This is a genomic window from Proteus sp. G2626, assembly GCF_009915985.1.
Taxonomy (GTDB): domain Bacteria; phylum Pseudomonadota; class Gammaproteobacteria; order Enterobacterales; family Enterobacteriaceae; genus Proteus; species Proteus vulgaris.
Window position 1 is genome coordinate 137,433 of sequence record NZ_JAABNH010000025.1, and the last position, 24,925, is coordinate 162,357.

The window sequence follows — 24,925 nt, forward strand, 5'->3', positions numbered from 1 at the left end:
TAAGCCTTCTGATTTTTCTTCTACAATAAAGCTAATTAATGTATTGATGAGGAGCAATATGATCACTTGTAAACGTGTTTATGATGATAAAGACGGTGAGCATGAAGGTTATCGTGTATTAGTCGATAGGCTCTGGCCAAGAGGCGTGAAAAAGACAGATTTTCATTATGATGAATGGAATAAAGGTGTTGCGCCTTCGACTGAACTGCGAAAATGGTTTCATGGCGGTGGTGGAGATTTTGCTGAATTTACGCAACGTTATACGCAAGAATTAATAGCTACACCTGAGCATTGGCAATCGCTTATTGCAATAGCTAAAGAGCAACCATTGGTATTACTTTATTCAGGCAAAGATAAGCAACAAAATAATGCAACGGTATTAAAAGCTTTTTTAGAAAAACAACTTAAATAGTCATTAACGGGTTGTATATTGATTTTCTTGCTATGAAAAAAGTAAAAAAAAGTGGCGCGGTATTCGGCGCCACAAAAATTGCTAATAAAAACATCGAACAGAGTCAGAGAATAGTTATTACTACTCTTATGAATTTTGAGTATTTTCCACTAACCATTGGCTAATACGTTGTTTTTGTTCGTCATTCAACCACATGCCGAGTTTAGTACGACGCCAAATAGCATCATCTACTTCGATAACCCATTCATGTTTCACTAAATAACGTAATTCAGCTTCATACAGATTATGGCCAAAGTTTTCGCCCATTCCTGTTAAATCAGTAACGCCTTCAAGTAGAAATTCAGTGTTGCTACCATAAGTACGCGCAAAGCGTAGCGCTAAGGCTTCTGGTAACCATGGATGACGTTGGCGAATCAAACGTGAATAACCATCACGATCACAGCCTTCTAAATTACCACCGGGTAATTGACCATTTTTAGTCCACGCTTTGCCCATGTTAGGGAAATAAGTGATTAATTTATCAACAGCATGTTCACCTAATTTACGATAAGTCGTTAATTTACCACCAAATACAGATAACAGTGGTGTTTTACCATTGTCATCATGAACATCTAATGTATAGTCACGCGTAATAGCTTGTGGTGAATCTGACTCATCATCACATAATGGACGCACACCTGAATAATCCCAAACAATATCTTCTTTCGTCAGTTGTTTCTTAAAGTGATCATTGTAGACTTTCAGTAAATACTGAATTTCATTGTCATCAATCGCCACATCTTTCGGGTCTCCTTTATATTCCACATCGGTAGTACCAATGATAGAGAATTCATCCATCCACGGAATAACAAAGACAATACGGTTATCTTCGTTTTGTAAGATATATGCTTGTGGTTCGTTATGTGCACGAGGAATGACAATATGGCTACCTTTAATTAAACGGATACCATAAGGTGATTTTAGTTTTAAACCTTCATCAAATAAGGTTTTAACCCAAGGGCCAGCCGCGTTTACTAAGGCTTTGGCTTGATAGCGAGATGTTTCACCTGTACGTAAATCTTGAGCCTCTACCATCCATAAATCATTTTCACGCCAAGCGCGGGTGACTTTCGTGCGTGTGCGCACTTCACCACCACGACGGGCGATTTCTTGCGCATTTAATACCACTAAACGTGCATCATCAACCCAGCAGTCTGAATATTCAAAACCGCGCGTTAATTCTGGTTTTAAAACAGAGTTTGCGCCAAATTTAATGCCTTTACTGCTTGGTAAACTTACGCGCTTTCCGAGGTGATCATAAAGGAATAGACCAATGCGGATCATCCAAGCTGGGCGTAAGTGTGGTTGGTGTGGCAGGCGAAAACGCATAGGAAATGCGATATGTGGTGCTAAGCGCAATAACACTTCACGTTCTGCCAGTGCTTCACTCACTAAGCGGAATTCGTAGTGTTCTAAATAACGTAAACCACCATGGATCAGTTTAGAGCTCGCGGAAGATGTCGCACTTGCTAAGTCTTGAGCTTCCAGCATAAGTACTGAAAGGCCTCGGCCAGCTGCATCCGCCGCAATTCCAGCGCCGTTTATTCCGCCGCCGATGACAATCAAGTCTTGAGTTTTCATAACATCCTCCTACGAATGCGCGAAACAATTCTTTAATGTTCGTTTTCGCTCATAATTGTAATGAAGTTTGATGAAAATGCCAACTATATAACTGATAAAAAACATAACCGCGTGATATGGATAACAATTTATTATCATATCCACATAACTTGTGTGCTTATTGGAAATAAGCAACATTGTTAATGTATTAATAGAAAAGAGAGAGAATAGAAGGGGTTAATCGAGTTTGACCGTGAGTCGATAAAAAAAGTACCTGGATAGGTACTTTTCGAGGGCGTTTATTTAATTAACATAATTCGAGTTGAACGTTGTGCTGTTCAACAATTTTTTGGATCCCTGCTGGTGGCTCTTGATCGGTAAATAAGTAATCGATCAGATTCATATTGCCTAAGTTCACCATTGCATTACGCCCAAATTTAGAATGGTCAGTGACCAACATAACACAGCGTGAGTTTTCGATAATTGCGCGTTTAGTGCGAACTTCGTGGTAATCAAACTCAAGCAATGAGCCATCCATATCAATACCACTTATCCCTAAAATACCGTAATCAAGACGGAATTGAGAGATAAAATCAAGTGTTGCTTCACCGACAATCCCCCCATCTCGTGTGCGTACTTCACCACCCGCAAGGATCAAACGAAAATCTTCTTTACCCATAAGTAACGTTGCTACATTAAGGTTGTTAGTCACTATACGGAGGTTTTTATGATTAATAAGTGCATGCGCAACGGCTTCAGGCGTTGTGCCAATATCAATAAACAGTGTTGCGCCATCAGGAATTAAACTCGCCACGCGTTGTGCAATTCGTGATTTTTCATCAGACCACATAATTTTACGATCATGATAAGCGGTATTTACTGAGCTTGACGGTAATGCAGCACCACCGTGATGGCGTTGGATTTTGTTCTTTTCCGCTAATTCATTTAAATCACGTCGGATGGTCTGTGGGCTGACTTCAAAATGCTCCACCAACTCTTCAGTGCTGACATAGCCCTGCAGGCGTACCAGTTCAATGATGGCATCATGTCGTTGCGTTTGCTTCACAGGTGTCCCCTAATGTTAAAAATATCATGTTCATTTTATTATGATCTACGAGATAATTGATGTCGATTATCCCACAAAGCCATCAATAAGCCGATAAGGAAGCCTGCAAAATGTGCAGCATTTCCAATAGAGTCACCTAAAACGCCCATATAACCTGCAATAATCCACAAAATCGAAAAGACAATTAAGCCTGTTGGAGCACCGATACCTTTTTCGGGATGACGTATTCCCGTTAAGCCAACATAGCCAATTAATGCATAAACAACACCAGATAGCCCGCCAAAGTTGGAATCTGTAAACAAGGATTGTGCCCAATTACTAAAGAGCGCAGAAACGAGCATGATCACAAATAATTTACCCGTGCCCAATTGCTGTTCTGTTTGACTTGCGAGATACCACCACATAGCAAGATTAAAGGCGATATGCATTAGTGAAAAATGAATAAATGCCGGAGTAATATAGCGCCAGACTTCAAGGTTTAAGCTCTCTTCATAAGGCCATGCTAGATATAGCATGACATTATAGTCACCAACCACTTGTTGCCAGATAAAAACCAAGATACATAAAATAATGACCAGTACGGTTAATGGGCCTGATTGTTGCACCATATTTTTTATCGAAAAAGTAGGGCGATATTTTATACCCGTATTTTGTGGATTGCCTGTTTGCCAACTTGCGGCTTGATAGCGCGGGTGAAAAGGCTCACGTAGAAACGTGTTAAGTTCTTTTTCAACCATTTCCAACTGATGTTGGTCTTCTAACCAAAGTGAGATTTGCTGATTTTCATTTTTTGCATGAATTCGCACACCTTTTGTTGCCATATAATTGACAAATAAATCAGCAGCTTGAGGGTTGGAAAGCGTAATAATGTGGATCATTGACAAAACTCATCCGTCGTTATTGCAGAGATGTTATCGCTTGTGGAAACTCTCTTTGCCATGCTTCAAAACCACCATTAATGCTATAAACGGTTTCAAAGCCCATATTAACCAGATATTGAGCCGCACCTTGACTGCTATGACCGTGATAACACATCACCATAACAGGAACATCAAAGTCAGCATCTTGTAAAAATTGATTTAGCGTTTCATTGGTGAGATGAAATGCATTTGTCGCATGACCAGCACGATAACTTTGAGGATCTCTCACATCGACTAAAACGGCCGATTGAGATACCCAAAGTTGATAGGCTTGTTCAATACTTAGAAATTGAAACTTATCCATAATTGTCTTATTTATTATATTGTTAATTAATTTATTTGTTCTGAGCGAGAGAACGATACATTTATCATAGCGCCAAATGGGTAAAGATGACGTTACTCTTTGTAAATGATTATTTTAATACAAAAATCCCCCATGATATCCATGCAGGTGAGTATCATAGGGGATTTGATACTGAAGGATCAGTAGTAGGAGTGTTCACCACGTTGGTGTTCAGTTAAATCTTTCACACCTTTTAATTCATTAGGGAACAGGTTTAACAGTTCTTTCTCGATGCCATCTTTTAGGGTGACATCAATCATTGAACAACCGTTACAACCACCACCGAATTGTAAGATAGCATAGCCATCTTCAGTGATTTCCATCAGACTCACGCGACCCCCATGACCCGCTAATTGAGGGTTAATTTGTGATTGCAATACGTATTCAACGCGTTCAATTAACGGTGCATCAGCATCAACTTTACGCATTTTTGCGTTAGGGGCTTTTAGGGTTAATTGTGAGCCTAGTTGGTCAGTAACAAAGTCGATTTCAGCATCTTCTAAGAAAGGTGCACTGATATCATCAACATACGCAGACAGTTTCTCAAATTGAATTTCAGTATCGTTTGGTTCTACAGCATCCGGTGGGCAGTATGAAACACCACATTCAGCATTAGGTGTGCCTGGATTGATAACGAATACACGGATTTGGGTGTTGGGTTCTTGGTTAGCCAGTAGTTTGGCAAAATGCGCCTGTGCGGCATCAGTAATAGTAATCATATCGTCTTGCTCAATAGTTGACTGTTCTGGTTGGTTATCATACGCCCAATTGGCGGTTAACTACAAGGTTCGACAAATCGCCCATACCTCAACAGAGCGTGCTCCCGCACGAAATAACAAGGGTACGATAGAATTTAATGTCGCACCTGTAGTGATAACATCATCAATTAGTGCCAGATTTTTCCCTGATACCGACACTGTGTTATTTAATACAAATGCATGTTTTAAATTTTGTTGCCTTTGCTTGGCATTAAGATGCGTTTGCACCAGTGTAGCACGAGTTCTTATCAGGGTATCAGGTTGATAAGCACAATTTAGCCACTTAGCCAAAGGCTTAGCTATAGCTTCTACTTGCTCAAAGCCTCTAGACCAACGGCGATGGCGATGTGAAGGAACGCTAATAATGCTATCCGGTTTTTGCACTAGGTTTTCTCGCCGATGTGAAAGCCATCGCAATAAAAAAAGTCGTGCGAGACATAAGGCTATTTGAGGGCGAGGAGCGTATTTATAAAGGTGTAATAATTTATTTAGTGGAGGTTGATAATCTGTGACTGTCAACATCTGTTTCCATGGAGGGGGGGATTGTAAGCAACGCCCACATAAAATCATAGAATGAGAGGATGGATATAAACAGCAAGGACAACGATTTCGTTGTGTTGGTAGATGTCGAATGCAACTCGAACAAATACCTTTAGTATCATAATGTAAGGGTTGACGACATAACCAACAATATCCTGCTATTGTTATCCACATAATGAATATCCCTGTAAAAGAGAAGAGAGCATAACAATGAATAAATTGTATTGGCAGACAATCGGTGAAGGAAAAACAGATCTTGTGCTGCTGCACGGATGGGGGCTGAATGCACAGATCTGGCAATCATTAATACCGAGATTAACCTCGCATTTTACACTTCATCTCGTTGATTTACCGGGTTATGGTCGTAGCCAAGGTTTTCCTGCTCTTACATTAAAGGAGATGGCAGAAATTGTTTTTGCAAAAGCCCCTGATAATGCAATTTGGTTAGGATGGTCTTTAGGCGGATTAGTTGCTAGTCGTGTTGTTTTAGATAACCCCAACAATGTGCAAGCATTGATCACAGTGGCTTCTTCACCTTGCTTTGGTGCTCATGAGGATTGGCCGGGTATCAAACCTGAGGTTTTGAAAGGATTTGAACAGCAACTAAATGAGAATTTTCATCGCACAGTTGAGCGCTTTTTAGCGTTGCAAACATTGGGCACACAAAGTGCCCGTGAAGATATGAAAGCATTAAAATCAGTGGTATTAGAGCAACCACTCCCTTCTGTTGAGGTGCTTAATGGTGGATTAGAAATTCTGCGTACTGAGGATTTACGAGAAGAATTGAAAACGTTGAGTTGTCCTTTTATCCGTTTTTACGGTTATTTAGACGGTTTAGTTCCTCGAAAAGTGGCCGGATTATTAGATACTCTTTATCTACATTCACCTTCTGTTATTTTCCGTAATGCGGCTCATGCACCGTTTATTTCACATCCTGATGAATTTACTCAAGCGTTAATTGAGGCTTGTGAAATAGCATCATAGTTATCACCCAAAACTGCCCATACTTGAGGGCAGTTTTGAGAGTTTATAACTCTATATTTTCAATGTGGTTTTCGACACTATAAGATGTTTCACAAATCGGTGGATTTTTAATAGTGTCAAAAACAGGGCAAGTACGTTCAATAAAAGCGATAAATGCGGCGATCTCTTCTTCACTATTATCAGCTTGAATAAAAAAGTGCGTCGTAATTTTACTAAAGCCGATTTTGGCTTCTTTATTTTTTCCCGTAAAACCATCGGTATCTAATTCGCCTTTAACTTCAATGCGAATATCGTTGAGATTAATTTTATGCATACGCGCAAAGCTTTTGGCGACAATTCCCTTACAAGCACCTAATGTACCTAATAATGCTTCAACAGGATTCATTGCACTGTCTTTTCCACCTAATGACAAAGGTTCATCAAGTAAAAATTGAAACTGGCGTGATGCACATTGCATCTGTAATCCACCTTGTTTGCCGGTCGTAATAGTCGATGAAAATTCAGTTATTGGCATAATTTCATATTCTTATAGAGTGAAGTAACAATAGACGTCTTTACGTCTATATCTAAAGAATTATGCCGTGATAGTTAGGAAAGTAAATCATTAAATAGGAAGATGAAAATGATTCATCTTAAGCATTAGATAAAAACCCCTACATAAAGTAAGGGTTTTTATGATGGAATTTATCAATTTGTTAGGTTAATTGATAAAGTTTTGCCTGGCAGGCAGTGGCTTCAGGGCAATGTTTGCAACTGCCTGTAAAGCACTCTTCTACATCGACTTCTTGAAGCTTACCCATCAATGTGAGCCGTTCTAGCATTGCTTGTACCAAAGGTTCAGGCATATTGAGTTGATGGCTGATAAGACGGGCATCGGCTCGACCATTAAGGGCGATACAATCACGGACTTCTATCAAACTGGCCATCTTACTTTTCCTTTGCTACTTAGTGACAACTACCTTTTGAACAACATTGTTTAGCCAATGAAGGCTTATTGCTTAAGTTAATTGTTAGACGACTACGCGCATTACGCAACAAGATAAATAGAATTAAGTTAAAGATCACCACGGCAGCAATGGTTATGCCACTACTTTGCGGATGCTCACTAAAGGTTGCTACTTGATAGAACAGTGCTGCCAGTGAGTAAGCAATATTTAATCCCCAAAGAATAGAGAAGGTCATCCAGCCACGGCTTGTTTCACGAGCAATCGCACCCATTACTGAAACACAAGGTACATACAGTAAAACAAAGATTAAGTAGCTGTATGCGGCAATGCCGGAGCCAAATTTAGCACCCATGGTACCCATAGTGCCGGTATCCATTTCACCATCACCTTTACTTGCTTCAATTGGATTAGAAAGTGCAGCTAGGGTAAAGGTCTCTTTTAAGCTATCCCATGTTTCACCAAAGGCGTCACCAATTTCACCCCAGAGATCGAATTCTTCAGGATCAAAAGGCTCGTTCACAATGCTTTCTGCGGTATAAAGGGTATTTAATGTTCCCACAACCACTTCTTTTGCCATTGCCCCTGTGACTAAACCTACAGTGGCTTGCCAGTTATCATTATGAACACCAATAGGTTGCAATAATGGCGTGATCACTTTACTGACCGATGCTAATGCAGAGTCATTGATGTTATCTGCGGGTTTACCTGAAAAGGTAAAGCTATTTAATGCACCAATAAACATACTGGCAATAATAATGACTTTACCTGCACGTACCACGAAGCCTTTTAAACGTTGCCAAGTTTGTATCAATAATGTTTTTAGGTGTGGAACGTGATAAACCGGCAGTTCCATCACGAAAGGTGATGCTTCACCACGCATAATGGTGTGCTTTAGCAACAATCCGGTAAGAATAGCGACAACAATACCCAGAAGGTAAAGTGAGAAGACGACACTGGCACCATTTTTACCAAAGAAGGCGGCAGCAAATACTGCGAAAATGGCCAAACGTGCACCACAAGACATAAACGGTGCCATTAATACCGTGATCAATCGTTCTCTTGGGGCATCGAGGGTACGCGCACCCATAATAGACGGTACGTTACAACCAAAGCCAACAATTAGTGGTACGAATGATTTACCGGGTAGACCCAAAGCCTGCATCAATCTATCCATAACAAATGCGGCGCGAGCCATATAACCTGAATCTTCAAGGATGGATAAGAAGAGATACATCATCCCGATCTGTGGCACGAGTGGAAGAACGGTATTAATACCACCACCAACACCTTGCGCAAGGAAAATGGTTAACCATTCTGGGAAATTAAAGGTTGCGCCAATCCATTGGATACCATGGATAAAGATCGCTTCAGAACCACCTTCGAAAGCGGGTTGCAATGCACCACCAATGTTAATTGCCAAAACGAACATTAAATACATAACAAACAGGAAGATAGGCACACCTAACCAACGGTTTAATATCACTTTATCGATATTTTGTGTCAGAATATTCGGCTTAATGGACTCCATATTAATCACAGTATGACAGATGCGCTCAATATTTTGATAACGGGCATCCGCAATGACTAATTCTGGCTCATTATTATGTTCGTCTTGAATGCGTTGACGAATTGCTTTGATATCTTCTTTGGTAATTTGAGCGCGCTGATGGGTATAGATATCCCCTTCTAAACACTGTAATGACATCCAACGACGTTGTTGTAAATTGAATTCATCGTGATTAATTTTTTCAGCGAGTGCCTCAACTTCATTTAATAACCATAGAGGATAAGAAGTCAGTAATTCCTGTGGTTTTTTCTTTTCAGCAGGGAAAGCATCAATCGCGTCTTTGAGTTTATCCATGCCTGATGCTTTGGTTGAAACCATAGGAATAACCGGACAACCCAGTTGAGCAGATAGGGCTTTGATATCAATTTGCATATCTTGGTGTTGTGCAATATCAAGCATGTTTAATGCCACAATGCAGGGAATGCCTAACTCAAGTAGTTGCAATGTCAAATAAAGATTACGTTCGAGATTAGATGCATCAACAACATTAATCAGCATGTCTGCTTCATTACTTAAAATGAAATGACAGGCAATTTGTTCATCAAGTGATGTTTGTTCTGAAATAGTGGTTAATGAGTAAGTGCCGGGTAAGTCGACAAGTTCAATTTTATGATTTGCTGTTGTAAAACGACCAACTTTGCGTTCGACCGTCACACCCGCCCAGTTACCCACGCGCTGGCGAGAGCCTGTTAGCTGATTAAAAAGTGTTGTTTTACCAGCATTGGGGTTGCCGATAAGGCCTATAGTGAGAGGAGTCATAATAGTGATGCCAATAGTTGTCTTGCCTGGTTGAATGAGAGATAACGATTATTTTTCGCTATGAACCACTTCGCTAAGGTTAATAAGTGCGAGATCTTTTTTTCTCAAAATAAGGGACACTCGGTGTGTTTCTATTTGAATAGGATCACCCAGTGGCGCGATACGAATAACGTTAAACACAGCGCCAGGCAACATACCTAAAGATAACAACTTCTGTCTGTATGCAGGACTAATCTGAGGTGAGTAGCTCAAGATTTTATAACTGTGATTTGGGATCAGTGACATAAATCGTTCTTCCACGAATATTGATACAAAAAATAATGATACTGATAATTATTAACGTATATAAAAATTCACATAATAAGAGTCAGGTTAATTATAATAAATATTTTTAATGCTAATGAGAATTATAATTATCCTTATTGGGTATAATTTAGCCTACTCTAGGCTGTTCTGCACTTGATTTAAATCAACCAGAGAAAAGATATTGGGAGGAAATTAGGCTGTTTGATTCATCTGTTACTAGACAAAAACAAAATGTGAAGAGTTGAAATGTCAATGTAGCAACAAAATAACAATCAATTAATGATGTTAACGGGTTACAAGATGAACGTAGATTTCATAGGAAGTAGAAAAGCGAGTCTCTCGTTATTTTAAATGAGGTACTCGCATTAGAATGGCGAAATCGTTAGCTAATTAGTGCGTTTGCTGATGGCTAAAAAGTTGGTAAATATTGTTTGGGGTATAACTATTCTCTTCATAGGAAACCATCCAGTCAGTCATTAAGTCTGTATTAATGGGATAGATTTCACCTTCTTGCATCTCTTCAACATAAAATGGCACATTGAGTAGTTTGGCATAAATGGTATCTCCATCACGAGATTGTGGTACAAACCACATATGCTCTAGCTCTTTTTCTTCCCCTTCACCATAAGGAATACCGAACTTGATCATAAACTGCCAAGGGTTTTCGGTCTCTTCAGGTTTGTCTTTTCCTAATAACTTAGAGAGGAAACCACTTTTTTTCTCAACAGGCGGTTGATTGTAGTTATCAAACATAGAAACGAAGTATTCCCAGCGTCGCTTGGCTTTTTCAGACATCTCGTAGGTTTCTTCATTACTGCGCAGTAGCATCATCGCTTGTTGTTCTTCATAACCTCTAAAGAAGGTTTCTAAAACTGGGTTTTCTTCATTGGTTCTAAATAGCATGGAAGATGGATGTTGATGATATTCATCGCGATCGGCTAAATCACCCAAGAAAATACCATTTGGTGCCCCTTCGATGTCGTAACGCATCTCTTCTAAAGGTCTAAGACTATCAAGAGGCGTCGATTGATTGACATGGCGGATACCCTCTTCAAAAGGTAAGGCAACAAGGTATTCTAATCCTGAAGATGTTTGTCCACAAAGCATTGGCTCTGCAAATTCAATCTGGCGATGATTGATACTGTTATTGACAAAACAACGGAAAAGATCGGGAATGCCGTAGTAAGATTCCAGCATACTTGGGATCACTAAATCAACTTCAGTTAAGCCACAACGCGCTAATCCATGAGTATGGAACCAGAACATGGTGGGTGGATCGTTTTCTGTATCATAAACAGCATGAATAACATACAGACTTTCTACTTCGGGATAAAGATCGGGTGTTTCTAGTTGGAAGCGGATCCATTCTGGTGTTAAGGCTTTACCTGCTGCGGATTCATCTAATGCCAAAACCATTTCAGGCGCGATAATGTTTAGAAAATTCAGTTGATGGCGGTAACTTGCTAAAGGATGTAACGTCTCAGTAAAGAGTGTTTCTAATAATAAATCTTGGGTTGTGGCATTCGCGTGCGCTAAGCGTTGTGGTGTGAGTTCATCTGTTGAATACATTGGACGTATTTCATAATTTTCATCGCGAGGGTAAAGGCAGACAAAAAAATGTAATTCAGCATCACCATGTTGGCAACGATAAAAAAAACCATCATCAATATTTTCACTCAAATAATTGATTTCACCGTCAGTATAATCCGTTTGTTCTTCTAGGCGTTGTTCAATAAGCGCATAGTTTAGTGGCTGGGCAGGGAAAGCCACTATACGAGAGGGCACTTTTTCTCCTTGCCCGGCTGCGATATCTAAGTACTGCTGTCTGTTATCCATATTTTTTATCACTCGTATATAAAAGATAGAAAAATAGGATATCAGGGATAACAAAAGAGGAATAGATAGAGTTATCTGAGCTTGAGAGGGGTATTTAACCTATCGTTGATGATATGAGAGCATGAAAAGTAGAGAAGAGGTGTCTTGATAAAAAACAACAGATATCAATAAATTATTGATATCTGTTGGATATAAGGTAATTAAGGCGAATGATTAGCCTTTTGATTATTTACCTTTCAGTAATTGCATGATGTCTTCTGTTTTTTCTTCATCGTCATCATCTTCAAACTCAATACCCAGTTCAACCATTAATTCGTCAATACGATCAAGGGTTTTTTCAGTATAAGCCTGTTCTTCAGCGTTAAGTTTTTCACCGTTTTCAAGACGAGATAGTAATTCATCTAAACGTGCATCGTTTTCTAACAAGTCTAATTCTTGTTCTGGTGTTAAACGAACAGGTTCTACTTTGGCTGGCGCAGGTTTTTTCTTCGCAACTTTTGGTGCATCACCCACAATTAGAGGGATGGGTTTTTTGCTACCAATGCGTGGATCTTTCGGCGCTGTATTTTTAGCTTGCTGTTTATTTTCCGCTTCCTGCTGACGGTTACCGGCAGGATTGCCACGGTGTTTCTTTTGACGTTTACGTTCACGTCCTTCCGCGTTCAGCTCTTCACGTGATTTTTTACGTGTTTTAGCTGTGGCGGGCTTTCTTTTAATCATATTCATAATGGTAACTCGATAGTGATCTTCTTGGTTGCGCAATCTATCAGAAACAAATTTTCAATAAAAGCGCAAATTTAAGACAATTTAATTTTTGCTCACGTACAATGTGCGGTTCATTTCACTATACTTTACGGTATTGTGACTTTCTCTAATGATAAAACTAAATTAATCAACTTAACTTTCTATTTATTATGACATTATCATCTGCGCAATTGCGTAAACCAGTATATTGGTGGGTTATTGGCTATGCGACACTCTGGATCTTAGTCAGCTATCTCTTTGATCCTACGGTACCTTATGATGCCGTAGAAGCGGTCAATTGGGGAACCAATGGGGGCTGGGGCTCTCCTAAAAATCCTTGGTTTGTAGGTTTTATAATGTCACCTGCTATTTATGGCGGTGTCGATTTTAGCTTTTATTGGTATTTTATCCACTTTATTGTGATTGCCATTGGGTTATTGGGCGTTTGGAATTTAGCTTATAAATTGACACGCAACATTAATCTAGCATGGTTTGCTATGTTAGGGCTTAATTTATCTGGCATTATCAATTTTGATATTATCCCTTATAACGATAACTATATTCTAGTCGGTTGCTGGGCTTGGGCACTTTATTTTTTCCTTTGCGCAATTAATGACAATCAAAAATATTGGATTGGCTTTGCCATTGTTATGGGCATTGCCACTATGGGAAAATATTCATCACTAGCTTTTATGGGCTCTGTCTTTTTATTGAGTCTATTTGTACCTAAAGTGCGAGTGAGTTATCGGTCACCTTATTTTTATGTGGCTATTGCGATTTGGCTTGCTTTTGTTATCCCTAATTTTATTTGGTTATGGCAAACCGATTTTGCTGCATTTAAATGGGTCGATTCTCAAATAGAAAGCCGTTTTAATTTGCGTACGACTCGTGCAGCATTGACAGTTTTTTATCCCGTTATTTTGATGTGGGGAATATTGCGCCTTTATGGTGGTCGATTAAGTTGGTCTGCATCTCAAGATAGTCAATTGCTGAATTTTATTTTGTTATTTCCATTAGCGATTATTTTTACTTGGTTTAGCTTTCATGAAGGTGGTCGTATCACTGAGTGGTTACAGCCATTTGTGTCGATAGCGACGGCGCTTTTTGTGGGTTCAATCAGTGTCATGCCTAAGCGCTCATTGCGTGGTGTATTGTATGGTTTAGGTGTTTTTGGCATGTTAGTTGTTTCTGGCTATACCGTCGTACAAGCTGCTAATGTGCGTAATGCGGGTCAAAAGTTTATTGGTATCAAAACATTTGTGCAAGATGTTGAGCAAGCTTGGCATCAACATTATCACACGCCATTAGCGTATGTGGGAGGCGAATATATGCATGAATGGGTGACTTTTTATGGTAAAGATAGGCCTCTATCTTCGCAACCGTGGATATTAGAAGAGAATGTACAACCACCTAATATCTATAATCGTTATATCACGCTTCAACAATTAGAAGAAAAAGGCGTCGTATTGATCAGCGAAGTCGGCTATTACTGTGAAAAAGCCTCTTTTGATAAAGGATTAAAGTACTGGCCGAGTTTAAAGATAGCTGATACTCAAGAGATAATGTTTCGTGCTGAGCCAAATGCTATTGCAGAGCCCGTTTGTATTGCATTTGTGGCTCCAAACACTCATAAGGAAAAGTAGAAAATGCGTTATGCTGATATTCAGGTTGAAACCCCTAGATTGATTTTGCGTCCCTTTGAAATGGGTGATGCTGAAGATTGGTTTAATATTATGCGTTCACCTGAAGTCACACGTTACTGGAGCCACCTTCCTTGGCAATCACTTCAAGAAGCGCAACAAGATATCATTCAAGATATTACGCATATGGAAAGAAAAGAGTATCTGCGTTTAGCGGTGATAGACAAAGAGACAAATGCATTAATGGGGATGTGTGTTTTCTTTAATCATTATCCGAGTTCTCGACGAGGGGAGGTTGGGTATTGCCTTGATATGGCTTATCAAGGCAAAGGGATCATGAAGGAAGCCATGGTCGCATTTATTGATTATCTTCAAACACATTTAGCGGTTCGTCGTTTAGAAGCGGATATTCATCCTGATAATAAGGCATCAGCTGCTTTATTAGCGAAATTGGGTTTTGAACAAGAAGGGTATCTTAAACAGCGTTGGGTAGTAGGTGATGAAGTATCAGACTCTGCTATTTTTGGGTTATTATTGCCGTCAAAAGCGTAATTATTATGCTGTTAAACAGCACAAGTGACAGATAACACTTGTGCTTTTTTATTATTTTGACAGAAAAGAAGCTTGGTTTTGTAAACTTAAGGCCTGATTCACTGAGAAAATTTCCCCACGCACTTCTGGAATACCAAAAGATTTTAAACGGGTACGGTGTTTCTCTAGATAAGCGAGAGCCTCTTCTTTCGAAGTAAAAAGGTAAATACCACCTGCTTTTTGTGTCTCTTTATTTTCAGTCCAAATTTTCCATATAAAACCGGGCTCTTGGTTAATTGATGAAGATAATGTATCCATAGTTTGTGTCATTTCATCACCAAAAGGGCCCTGATAAGGGAAATCGACTTGTAGAAGAACGTGCATGATCACCTCTTTTCTTATAAAAAACGGCACTTATCTGTGCCGTTTTGTTCGTTATTATGATTACTCTGATTTATTGAATATTAAAATAAAGAATTTAAATCAATAACATGAGTATCAATCAGTAATATTTTTAAAATAAACAGCAGTGAAACAATCACAACACACAGGTTAATTTCTTTCCAGCGGAAAGTCCCTACTTTCATTACACAATAAGCAATGAAGCCAAGCGCGATACCTTCGGTGATTGAGAAACTAAATGGCATCATGACTGCAGTGATAAAGGCAGGCACGGATTCTGTTAAATCATCCCATTTCACGCGTGTAAGGCTTGAGGTCATTAATACACCCACATAAATTAATGCACCAGCCGTTGCGTAGCTTGGCACCATACCTGCAAGTGGTGATAAGAAAATAGCAAGTAAGAAAAGAATACCCACAACAACCGCAGTTAAACCGGTACGTCCACCGACTGAAACCCCTGAAGTACTTTCAATAAAGGCAGTAACAGAAGATGTTCCCATTGCAGAGCCTGCAACAGAACTTAAGCTATCGACGTATAACGCTTGTTTCATTCGTGGAAACTTGCCTTTCTCATCCGTTAAGCCTGCTTTATCTGTCACACCAATTAATGTGCCAGAAGAGTCAAATAAGTTAACCAACATAAAGGCAAAAATAACGCCAGAAAGACCAATATCTAACGCACCAACAATATCCACTTTACCGACTACAGTGGTGATAGACGGTGGCATAGCAAAGATACCTTGATATTGTACATCACCTAAAATAAGGCCAATAACGGTAGTGATAACAATAGAAATAAGGATGGCTGCATGAATATTACGTGCGGCAAGAATGGCAATAATAAAGAAGCCTAAAGCACCTAATAACACATTATGAGAAGCAAAATTACCGATAGTGACGATGGTATCGTTGTTAGGAATAATAATACCGGAATTTTTTAAGCCCATCATGGCGATAAAAAGACCGATACCGCTAGTAATCCCCACTCGAAGACTCAGTGGAATATGGGCGATTATCCAGTAACGAATACGAAAAAGGGTCAGTAAAAATAGACCTACAGCCCCCCAGAAAATCGCCCCCATAGCGACTTCCCATGAATACCCCATTGCGCCAACAACCACAAAGGCAAAGAAGGCGTTTAGGCCCATCGCGGGTGCAACGGCAATAGGTAAATTTGCTACTAATCCCATTAAAATACTGCCGAAAGCCGCAATTAAGCAGGTCGTCACGAAGACGGCTTTGATATCCATATTGGCAGCTGCAAGGATTTGAGGGTTAACGAAGATAATATAAACCATCGTTAAGAAAGTCGTGATACCCGCAATCAGTTCGGTGCGAGCGTTTGTGCCGTGTTCTTGTAGCTTAAACAGGCGTTGGAGCAAACCCTGTGAATCAGAATTTGGTGATGACATGCTCATAGACAAAAGATCCCAAAAAAAATGTTTTTCGCTTTATCCTACACAAATAAAACAATAACTGCACCTAAAAAAGTAATCGATTGCGTCAATGAGAAATAAAATATGGATAAGAGAGGAAAGGTTCAATGAAAAATGTATTGTCATTAAAATATAAGAATAAGTGTGAAACTTATTGTTAAAAAGGATCTCGTAGTTTTGATGTTTTATATTAAATATTTTAGAAATATATTCTAAAATAAACATCAATTGATAATAGGTTGTTTTAATTTTCGGACGAAAATAGGTATGTATTTTGATTAAAAAAATCTTTGTTTTTTAGACTTAAATGTTAAGGTATATTAATGATTATATGTGGTGTTTATTTTTATTTCTTTGAATAAAAGAAAAAAGGAGTAGGGGAAATGGATGTGGAGTAATGAGCAGAAGAAATAGAGTTAACTAAAGGATTATCACTGCATAATACTTTCGATGGTAAGCCAACTTATTGGGATCGAGATGAGTATAAATATGTAGAACTAAGGCGACAACTTAGTGAAAATGAAGAAATTTATGCATTATTAACCGCTGAGGAAGGAGCTTATTTTCTTTATGTTTTAACAGACCCAAATCCCTATAAACGATGGAAAAATACAATTTTTGGTTATACGGATTTTATGTCAAATTTTGCAGGTAATATCAATGATAGTTTAGTAGTTATTAAACTTATTGTAGAGTTAAAAAATATTGGTACTGTTGCAACTGAATATGTTGGCAAAGATGGTAATAGGTATATAAATCTTTCTGGAGAACCTTCTGTTAGAAAATATCTGAATGCAACACGTTATTTAATTAACGATAAAAAATATTAGCATTTGGTATCAGGTGTTCTTTTCATTATTTTTTCTATAGGAATGTATCTCTCTATAGAAAGTTATATTAATTATTTTTCTCTTGCTGAAAAAATTAGATTTTCATTTAAACATCGGATTTTTTTATTTATTATACCTACTATATTTTATTTTCTTTATTTATTGGTTTCTGTTGCTATAAAAAATAGACCAATGGAAGGAAGTCAAAATTTAATGGTTTTTTTTCATTGTTTTTATTTTGGGTGCATTTTTTAGCTTTTTCTTTTCTAACTATGTTGAAAGAGATCTACTTTCTCAAGGTTATTTTATCTATAAAAAAACAATTTTACAGAATCTAATCTTTATGTTAGATCGCTAAAAATGTGTCATTAATGTTATTACTCTGACAATTAGTTATGTATGTTATTTAATAGATAAATTACATTATCAAAGCTATGCTGTTAATAGCATAGCTTTTGATTTTATTTATAATACGTTATCTTTACTAATACTATAGGAGGAGGTGTTTGCAGATAAATGGCTCCATGCAATAGATTGATATTTCAATTGTATTCTTTCATAAGGCATCGATTCGTGATCATTTACTGAGTTAGGATACACACAGGAAATATCAATAATTGACGCTTCTGTTAACTTAATCTCATAGAACTTTTCAAGTTGACCATTTGCTGAAGTTCTAAAAAAAGTAAATTTAGCTTTTAATACTTCATTACTATCAATTGCTGCTACAAGTAATGGGGATGCTTTATCTATTGGTTTTACAATCTGAACAGGTTGAGGAGATGTATTCTGATTACGTGTTATTGAATGATTTAAACTAAGAACTTGAATTTCATCTTCGTGACCTTTTTGATAACGGTTACCGATGGAATCTTGCGTTGAGCAACCTGACGAAATTAAGCCGTGCTTAGATCCTTCTAAGGTTAAATAAATTAAATGAGACATCATCTATCCTTTAATTTTTAATCTAGTTTAAATATCTTTTATTGGGACTGAATAAAATACTAGTTTATTAATTTTTATTCAGTATATAGTGTAATAAAAAAAGAGTTAAACAAATAGGATAAATAAAATAAGATTTTATTTATATTAACTTTTCTTTATTTTAATTAAATTTAACGTGTGTTTAATTGGCTATTTTAATCAGGACATTATTATAATTTGTTTATTTTTATATTGTTATCCGAATATAATAAAAAGGCTAAATTACTTTAGCCTAGTTATATTATTAGCCTAAACTTTTTTCAGTAAAATATTTTTTTCTAAACGGCAACACCATCTGCCAAAAAGGGCGCTTTTCTTTTTGTGTTGAAAATAATTTAGCCACTCTATTGGCAATAATTTCTAATGAGAAACAGAGAATAAAATAAATAAATGCAACGAACAGAAAGACTTCCATTGGATAAACCATGCTACGGTTATTAACTTGTGTTGCTAAGAACGAAAGTTCACCTACACCCACCACATAAGCTAATGAAGTATCTTTAATTAAGGCTATCCATTGATTAATAAATGAAGGCACCATCATGCGTAATGCTTGCGGCAATACGATATGCCATAGCACTTGCCAGCGATTAAAGCCTAACGATAACCCTGCCTGCCATTGTCCTTTTCCAATCGCTAAAATACCTGCTTTAACGCCATGCGCAATATAAGACGATGTAATTAAAGTCAATGCACAAATTACGGTGGTGATTTCAGGTATTTCCATCCCCAATACAACGGGCAATAAAAAATAGACCCAAAATATCAACATAATGACAGGAATAGCGCGGAAAAAACCTAAAAAAGCTGCGAAAAGGTTAACCCAGATACCTCTGAGCATAGCCAAAGCAATGCCACCTAATGTACCCAAAATAATTGATGCAATACCTGCAATGATACTGATAAAGACGGTCAGTGTAGCACCTTCTAAAGGTCCATCAGGATAAGCACCAAAGAGTAAGTACTGCCAGTTATCAGCAATAACAGTAAAATCCATCTTAATATCCTTGTGCTAATTTACGTTGCTGATGCCATTGTCCCCAAGCTTCCATCAATGCGATTGCTGCAATATAGAGAACCGTTGCAACACCAAAGGCTTCAAAGGTACGTAGTGATTCTGTTTCGACTTGTCTTGATGCGTAAGAAAGCTCTGCAACACCAATAGCCATAGTCAGTGATGAGTTTTTTATCACATTCATGTATTGACCTAGCAAAGGGGGTAGAGCAATACGAAAGGCTTGAGGTAGGATCACATAACGCATAGATTGCCATTGTGTTAAACCTAATGCCAAAGAAGCATATTTTTGCCCTTGTTTAACGCCTTGAATACCGGCTCTTAGCTCTTCGGCAATAAATGGCGTTGAATAAAATGTCAGACCCACAATGCCCGCTAAAAATTCAAAAGAAGGCCAAGAAAGCGTTACACCTAAAAATGCAATCTCATGAGGCGTGTTTAGCCATATCATGGCGCTTAGTGGCAGAATTTCTCCGGATGCGAAATACCAAAAGAACAACTGCACTAACAGTGGAGTATTACGAAATAGCGATATATAAGCCGTGGCTAACCAGCGTAATGATGCAAAAGTGCTATCTCTTGCAGCACTAAGGGCAAAGCTCATTAATGTTGCAATGACAATAGTCCAAAAAGAGATAAGCAAGGTGATTAAAAAACCACTCCAAAGCCAACTTAAATAGTGTGGCTCAAGAAGGTAATGTGATAGAAATTGCTCAAACATATAATAGGCCTATTGTAGACACCAAACCCCGCAAAAGCGGGGTAGGTGTTTTAGTAAAGGAATAACTTTATTTTGATGAAAGAAGAAAGTTATTACGCTTTAAAGATTAAGATTGTGGTGTTTGCTCGGATAATGGCGCAAATTTAAAGTCCCCACGAGGTTGAGCTGATTTTGTTTCAGGGCCAAACCAACGATTGTAGACCTCGTCTGCTTTACCTTCTTTTTCCAATCTTAATAGGGTGTTATTGATTTCGTTAATTAAGCGCTCTTCACCTTTAGCTGCTGCAACTGCTTGGTATTCACGGGTGATACTAAATGATGACACCTCAAAATCTGCTTTTATGGCATCAGGAAGATTTGCTAATAAGCCGACTAATTTTGCATCATCTTGTGTGATGGCTTGTACATTACCGTTACGTAATGCAGCGAAAGCCAGTGGTGTATCGTCATAAGAGATAACTTTGGTGTCAGGATAGCGTTCACGTAATGTGATTTCTTGAACAGTACCTTTATCTGCACCAATACGCAGTGAGTGAATTTGTTCTGGGTTAGTTAAAACCCCTTTACGTGCAATAAATTTTTGTCCGGTTGCAAAGTAAGGAACAGAGAAGTCAACTTGCTTAGCGCGTTCATCGGTAATGGTGAAGTTAGCTGCGATTAAATCGACTTTCTTAGAGCTTAACAGTGGAATACGGTTTGCTGGGTTTGTTGGACGCAGTTCCAGTTTTACACCTAGATCTTTGGCTATTTCATTAGCGATATCCGCATCATAACCTGCGAGCTTTTTGGTTTGAGGATCAATAAACCCAAAAGGAGGATTGCTGTCAAAAATAGCGATACGTACTACACCTGCTTTTTTTATATCATCAAGTTTATCTGCTTTTGCAATACCAGAGAAAAGCACAGAGCCTGCAATTAATGCGGTTGCCAAAACACGTAGTTTCATTATTCACCCCAAAGAAAAGAATTATCATCGTTATATTGGGTATCACGCTATCAAGTTGATTTAAGTTCATAAAATAATAAAAATTGATATGAATATGCTTTTAAGGAATAAGATGAGGAAAAGTGTTGAGCTAGAGTAGGATCAAGTTATAAAAGAATAAAAAAACAGCGACATAAGCGTCGCTGTTTGTAAGAGATAAAAAATGAGAGAGACATTTATTTAGTGGTATTGCTGTCATCACTTTGTGTTAGCATTTTTTCTACTTGGTCGCCTCCTAAGTGGCGGAAATCATGACCTTTTACGTAATAGAAAATAAACTCACAAATGTTCTGACAACGGTCACCAATACGCTCAATAGAACGTGCACAAAATAGAGCTGTGAGTACACTAGGAATGGTACGAGGATCTTCCATCATATAAGTCATTAATTGACGAACAATACCTTCATACTCGTTATCAATTTTAGCGTCTTCACGATAGATACGTACTGCTTCATCTAAATCCATACGGGCAAAGGCATCTAAAACATCATGAAGCATTTGTATCGCATGTTGGCCTAAAGACTCTAAGCTTACTAACAGCGGTTGATGTTGATGTGAAAACTTTTCAAGTGCTGTTTTGCAGATTTTTTCAGCAACATCACCAATACGCTCTAGTTCAGCGATCGTTTTTGAAATCGCCATAATTAAACGTAAGTCACTTGCGGTTGGCTGACGTTTAGCAATAATTCGCATACACGCATCATCAATGGCTACTTCCATCATATTGACGTTATGGTCACCTTGAATGACTTCATTCGCTAATGCTTGGTCTTGATTATGCATTGCCATAACGGCTTTTTTTAGTTGCTCTTCAACAAGCCCCCCCATAACCATCAGCTCAGTGCGGATATGCTCTAACTCAGCATTAAATTGACCAGAAATATGCTTATTGTGATTTAAATTATCCATTAATTGCCTCGTTATCAGCCATAACGCCCAGTGATGTAATCTTCAGTTTGCTTTTTCGCAGGACGCGTAAATAACGTATCCGTATCGCTAAACTCAATTAATTCGCCTAAATACATAAATGCAGTGTAATCAGAACAACGTGCTGCTTGTTGCATGTTGTGCGTCACGATAACCACGGTATATTCTGATTTGAGCTCACTGATAAGCTCCTCAATACGACCCGTCGAAATTGGATCAAGCGCTGAACAAGGCTCATCAAGTAATAAAACCTCAGGGCGAATAGCGATACCGCGTGCTATACATAAACGCTGTTGTTGACCGCCAGAGAGACTATATCCACTCTGATGTAATTTATCTTTGGTTTCGTTCCATAATGCGGCTTTAGTCAAAGCCCACTGAACACGTTCATCCATATCAGCGCGAGACAATTTTTCGAATAAACGTACACCAAAAGCGATATTGTCATAAATTGACATCGGGAAAGGTGTTGGTTTTTGGAACACCATACCAACTTTGGCACGTAATAGCGCGATATCTTGCTTATCAGTCAAGATATTGTTGCCATCTAGCAAAATTTCGCCTTCTGCACGCTGTTCGCCGTAAAGCTCATACATTTTATTAAAAGTACGCAGTAAGGTGGATTTGCCACAACCAGAAGGCCCGATAAAGGCTGTCACCTTATTTTTGGCAATATCTAAAGAGATATTTTTCAGCGCATGAAATTTACCGTAATAGAAGTTCAAGTCGCGAACTTGGATTTTATTTCCTGCGTTATCATTAGCCATAATCATTCAACGTTCTCTCTTGCTTAACTTTCTGCGTTAACCGTGCTTGCGTTTAGCAAATAGCACGCGCGCGATAATATTGATAAATAGAACACAGAGGGTGATAAGTAATACGCCAGCCCAGGCAAGCTCTTGCCATTCTGCGAAAGGACTCATGGCGAACTTAAAGATAGTCACTGGTAAGTTAGCTATCGGTTCGTTTAAGTCTGTGCTCCAGAATTGATTTGATAGTGAAGTAAATAACAGTGGCGCAGTTTCGCCTGCGATACGTGCAATCGCTAATAATACACCTGTGATAATGCCTGATACTGAGGCTTTTAAGGTGATTTTAGAGATCATCTTCCACTTTGGTGTTCCTAATGCATAAGCGGCTTCGCGTAAGCTATCAGGTACTAACTTCAACATATTTTCAGTGGTGCGAATAACGATAGGAATTTGCAGTAACGCTAATGCGATAATTCCTGCCCATCCTGAAAAGTGCTGCATCTGTGCGACAACAATGGTGTAGACAAAGAGCCCGACAACAATTGATGGCGCTGACAGCAAGATATCGTTAATAAAACGAGTGGTTTCAGCAAGCCATGAACGACGACCATATTCAGCAAGATAAATCCCTGCAAGAATACCAAGTGGTGTTCCAATCACCGTTGCCCATAAAATCAATAATCCACTACCGACAATGGCGTTAGCTAATCCACCACCTTCCGTATTAGGTGGCGGAGTCATCTCTGTGAAAAGGGCTAATGACATACCATCAAAGCCTTTGGTGAAGGTGGAGAATAAAATCCACGTTAACCAGAAAAGACCAAATGCCATTGTAGAAATAGACAAGAACAGTGCGATACGGTTTTTTTGACGACGCCAAAGTTGGCGTTTATGACGTACTCGCAGTTCGTTCTCTGTTTGAACTTGTAATGAAGAAGAGGAGGGTTTAGACATATTAACGTGCTCCTTCATTCTTAGATAAACGTAATGTCATAAACTTAGAAATCGCAAGGACAATAAAGGTGATGACAAACAGGATAAGCCCTAATTCCATTAATGCCGCAGTATGTAATCCTGTTTCTGCTTCTGCAAATTCGTTGGCTAATGCAGACGTGATACTGTTACCTGGCATAAACAGCGATGCGGAATCTAATTGGTAGGTATTACCGATGATAAAGGTGACCGCCATCGTTTCACCTAGAGCGCGACCTAATCCCAACATAACACCACCAATGACGCCATTACGGGTATAAGGTAGAACGATATTCCAAATCACTTCCCATGTTGTACAGCCAATGCCATAAGCGGACTCTTTCATCATGACTGGTGTTTGTTCAAACACATCTCGCATAACAGAAGCGATATAAGGAATGATCATGATAGCGAGGATAACGCCTGCAGCTAAGATACCAATACCAAAAGCCGGGCCTGAGAATAGCTCACCCACAATAGGAATGGATGAAAGCACATTACCGACAGGCTCTTGGAAATAAGTTGCAAACAATGGAGCGAAGACAAACAGTCCCCACATACCATAAACAATACTTGGAATGGCAGCGAGTAGCTCGATAGCAATACCTAATGGGCGTTTTAACCAGTTAGGTGCTAACTCAGTGAGGAAAAGGGCGATACCAAAGCTGACAGGAACGGCAATAACCAGTGCGATGATTGACGTTACAACGGTGCCATAAATGGGCACTAACGCACCAAATTCCTGAGCAGGCGGATCCCACTCTTTCGTCCATAAGAACGAGAGACCAAATTGTTGAATACTTGGCCATGAGGCAAAAATCAGTGAAACAATGATACCTGTTAAAAGCAAAAGCGTAATCAACGCAGCTAGACGGACTAGTGCGCTGAAAATAACGTCCCCTCGTTTACTAGGGGCCTTTATTACCGTTGTGTGCTCGGCCATA

27 protein-coding genes are annotated in these 24,925 nt (G+C 38.7%); 5 read left to right on the top strand and 22 right to left on the bottom strand.

Annotation, left to right across the window (positions count from 1 at the left end; genetic code table 11):
* The first annotated feature begins 58 nt into the window (after nt 1–58).
* A complete protein-coding gene (locus GWJ05_RS10435) occupies nt 59–412 on the top strand; it encodes a DUF488 domain-containing protein (protein WP_036933761.1) in 354 nt (117 codons plus the stop codon).
* A 126-nt stretch (nt 413–538) separates the two neighbouring features.
* Here the strand turns inward: GWJ05_RS10435 and glpD are convergent, their stop codons facing one another.
* The 6 genes from glpD to gntX all read right to left on the bottom strand — a co-directional run bounded on the left by glpD (nt 539) and on the right by gntX (nt 5,812).
* Nucleotides 539–2,032: a glycerol-3-phosphate dehydrogenase gene (glpD, locus tag GWJ05_RS10440; RefSeq protein ID WP_161681403.1), complete on the bottom strand. Its 1,494-nt coding sequence runs from the start codon at nt 2,030–2,032 to the stop codon at nt 539–541.
* Nucleotides 2,033–2,318: 286 nt separating this feature from the next.
* Nucleotides 2,319–3,077 (bottom strand): DeoR/GlpR family transcriptional regulator, encoded by a 759-nt coding sequence (locus GWJ05_RS10445; protein WP_006534541.1) that lies wholly within the window; start codon nt 3,075–3,077, stop codon nt 2,319–2,321.
* Between the two features lie 38 nt (nt 3,078–3,115).
* On the bottom strand, nt 3,116–3,955 hold the full coding sequence (gene glpG / locus GWJ05_RS10450) for a rhomboid family intramembrane serine protease GlpG (protein ID WP_087803711.1): 840 nt from the start codon (nt 3,953–3,955) through the stop codon (nt 3,116–3,118).
* Nucleotides 3,956–3,974: 19 nt separating this feature from the next.
* Nucleotides 3,975–4,301, bottom strand: coding sequence for a thiosulfate sulfurtransferase GlpE (glpE, locus tag GWJ05_RS10455; protein WP_036933768.1), 327 nt, complete (start codon nt 4,299–4,301; stop codon nt 3,975–3,977).
* Nucleotides 4,302–4,480: 179 nt separating this feature from the next.
* On the bottom strand, nt 4,481–5,059 hold the full coding sequence (gene nfuA, locus GWJ05_RS10460) for a Fe-S biogenesis protein NfuA (RefSeq protein ID WP_036933770.1): 579 nt from the start codon (nt 5,057–5,059) through the stop codon (nt 4,481–4,483).
* A gap of 60 nt (nt 5,060–5,119) precedes the next feature.
* Nucleotides 5,120–5,812, bottom strand: a complete 693-nt coding sequence (gene gntX / locus GWJ05_RS10465; RefSeq protein WP_087803709.1) for a DNA utilization protein GntX — start codon at nt 5,810–5,812, stop codon at nt 5,120–5,122.
* A 36-nt stretch (nt 5,813–5,848) separates the two neighbouring features.
* On the opposite strand from gntX, the gene bioH reads away from it, so the two are divergent.
* Nucleotides 5,849–6,622 carry a pimeloyl-ACP methyl ester esterase BioH gene (gene bioH / locus GWJ05_RS10470; protein ID WP_036933772.1) on the top strand — a complete coding sequence of 258 codons (774 nt, stop codon included), beginning with the start codon at nt 5,849–5,851 and terminating at the stop codon, nt 6,620–6,622.
* 43 nt (nt 6,623–6,665) lie between these two features.
* Here the strand turns inward: bioH and GWJ05_RS10475 are convergent, their stop codons facing one another.
* The 6 genes from GWJ05_RS10475 to yihI all read right to left on the bottom strand — a co-directional run bounded on the left by GWJ05_RS10475 (nt 6,666) and on the right by yihI (nt 12,763).
* The gene (locus GWJ05_RS10475) at nt 6,666–7,136 is read right to left on the bottom strand and encodes an OsmC family protein (RefSeq protein WP_036933773.1); all 471 of its coding nucleotides are present in this window, start codon (nt 7,134–7,136) and stop codon (nt 6,666–6,668) included.
* Between the two features lie 181 nt (nt 7,137–7,317).
* Entirely contained in the window at nt 7,318–7,548 is a 231-nt protein-coding gene (locus GWJ05_RS10480) for a FeoC-like transcriptional regulator (RefSeq protein ID WP_036933774.1), read from the bottom strand.
* A gap of 19 nt (nt 7,549–7,567) precedes the next feature.
* Nucleotides 7,568–9,895 (bottom strand): Fe(2+) transporter permease subunit FeoB, encoded by a 2,328-nt coding sequence (gene feoB, locus GWJ05_RS10485; protein ID WP_036933775.1) that lies wholly within the window; start codon nt 9,893–9,895, stop codon nt 7,568–7,570.
* A 48-nt stretch (nt 9,896–9,943) separates the two neighbouring features.
* Nucleotides 9,944–10,180 (bottom strand): ferrous iron transporter A, encoded by a 237-nt coding sequence (feoA, locus tag GWJ05_RS10490; protein ID WP_036933776.1) that lies wholly within the window; start codon nt 10,178–10,180, stop codon nt 9,944–9,946.
* A gap of 411 nt (nt 10,181–10,591) precedes the next feature.
* The gene (locus tag GWJ05_RS10495) at nt 10,592–12,037 is read right to left on the bottom strand and encodes a DUF4026 domain-containing protein (RefSeq protein WP_036933777.1); all 1,446 of its coding nucleotides are present in this window, start codon (nt 12,035–12,037) and stop codon (nt 10,592–10,594) included.
* 225 nt (nt 12,038–12,262) lie between these two features.
* Entirely contained in the window at nt 12,263–12,763 is a 501-nt protein-coding gene (yihI, locus tag GWJ05_RS10500) for a Der GTPase-activating protein YihI (protein WP_036933778.1), read from the bottom strand.
* A 188-nt stretch (nt 12,764–12,951) separates the two neighbouring features.
* Here yihI and GWJ05_RS10505 point away from each other — a divergent pair, with 188 nt between their 5' ends.
* Together GWJ05_RS10505 and GWJ05_RS10510 are read left to right on the top strand one after the other, a co-directional pair.
* Nucleotides 12,952–14,424, top strand: coding sequence for a glycosyltransferase family 39 protein (locus GWJ05_RS10505; RefSeq protein ID WP_036933779.1), 1,473 nt, complete (start codon nt 12,952–12,954; stop codon nt 14,422–14,424).
* 3 nt (nt 14,425–14,427) lie between these two features.
* Complete coding sequence (locus GWJ05_RS10510) at nt 14,428–14,973, top strand: GNAT family N-acetyltransferase (protein WP_036933780.1); 546 nt, start codon at nt 14,428–14,430, stop codon at nt 14,971–14,973.
* 51 nt (nt 14,974–15,024) lie between these two features.
* On the opposite strand, the gene GWJ05_RS10515 is transcribed toward GWJ05_RS10510, so the two are convergent.
* Together GWJ05_RS10515 and GWJ05_RS10520 are read right to left on the bottom strand one after the other, a co-directional pair.
* Nucleotides 15,025–15,336: a monooxygenase gene (locus GWJ05_RS10515; protein ID WP_036933781.1), complete on the bottom strand. Its 312-nt coding sequence runs from the start codon at nt 15,334–15,336 to the stop codon at nt 15,025–15,027.
* A gap of 80 nt (nt 15,337–15,416) precedes the next feature.
* Nucleotides 15,417–16,769, bottom strand: coding sequence for an NCS2 family permease (locus GWJ05_RS10520; protein WP_144242567.1), 1,353 nt, complete (start codon nt 16,767–16,769; stop codon nt 15,417–15,419).
* Between the two features lie 659 nt (nt 16,770–17,428).
* Here GWJ05_RS10520 and GWJ05_RS10525 point away from each other — a divergent pair.
* A complete protein-coding gene (locus GWJ05_RS10525; RefSeq protein ID WP_052038421.1) occupies nt 17,429–17,623 on the top strand; it encodes a hypothetical protein in 195 nt (64 codons plus the stop codon).
* A gap of 465 nt (nt 17,624–18,088) precedes the next feature.
* Here the strand turns inward: GWJ05_RS10525 and GWJ05_RS10540 are convergent, their stop codons facing one another.
* The 8 genes from GWJ05_RS10540 to pstC all read right to left on the bottom strand — a co-directional run bounded on the left by GWJ05_RS10540 (nt 18,089) and on the right by pstC (nt 24,924).
* On the bottom strand, nt 18,089–18,568 hold the full coding sequence (locus tag GWJ05_RS10540; RefSeq protein ID WP_036933783.1) for an Hcp family type VI secretion system effector: 480 nt from the start codon (nt 18,566–18,568) through the stop codon (nt 18,089–18,091).
* 283 nt (nt 18,569–18,851) lie between these two features.
* The gene (locus GWJ05_RS10545) at nt 18,852–19,604 is read right to left on the bottom strand and encodes an amino acid ABC transporter permease (protein ID WP_036933785.1); all 753 of its coding nucleotides are present in this window, start codon (nt 19,602–19,604) and stop codon (nt 18,852–18,854) included.
* 1 nt (nt 19,605) lies between these two features.
* Nucleotides 19,606–20,343: an amino acid ABC transporter permease gene (locus tag GWJ05_RS10550; RefSeq protein WP_087803707.1), complete on the bottom strand. Its 738-nt coding sequence runs from the start codon at nt 20,341–20,343 to the stop codon at nt 19,606–19,608.
* A 106-nt stretch (nt 20,344–20,449) separates the two neighbouring features.
* Nucleotides 20,450–21,289: an ABC transporter substrate-binding protein gene (locus GWJ05_RS10555; protein ID WP_115370600.1), complete on the bottom strand. Its 840-nt coding sequence runs from the start codon at nt 21,287–21,289 to the stop codon at nt 20,450–20,452.
* A gap of 215 nt (nt 21,290–21,504) precedes the next feature.
* Nucleotides 21,505–22,239 (bottom strand): phosphate signaling complex protein PhoU, encoded by a 735-nt coding sequence (gene phoU, locus GWJ05_RS10560; protein WP_036933791.1) that lies wholly within the window; start codon nt 22,237–22,239, stop codon nt 21,505–21,507.
* A gap of 14 nt (nt 22,240–22,253) precedes the next feature.
* A complete protein-coding gene (pstB, locus tag GWJ05_RS10565) occupies nt 22,254–23,030 on the bottom strand; it encodes a phosphate ABC transporter ATP-binding protein PstB (RefSeq protein ID WP_006534565.1) in 777 nt (258 codons plus the stop codon).
* 30 nt (nt 23,031–23,060) lie between these two features.
* The gene (pstA, locus tag GWJ05_RS10570; protein WP_036933793.1) at nt 23,061–23,963 is read right to left on the bottom strand and encodes a phosphate ABC transporter permease PstA; all 903 of its coding nucleotides are present in this window, start codon (nt 23,961–23,963) and stop codon (nt 23,061–23,063) included.
* A gap of 1 nt (nt 23,964) precedes the next feature.
* Nucleotides 23,965–24,924 carry a phosphate ABC transporter permease PstC gene (gene pstC / locus GWJ05_RS10575; RefSeq protein WP_036933795.1) on the bottom strand — a complete coding sequence of 320 codons (960 nt, stop codon included), beginning with the start codon at nt 24,922–24,924 and terminating at the stop codon, nt 23,965–23,967.
* Nucleotide 24,925 lies beyond the last annotated feature (1 nt).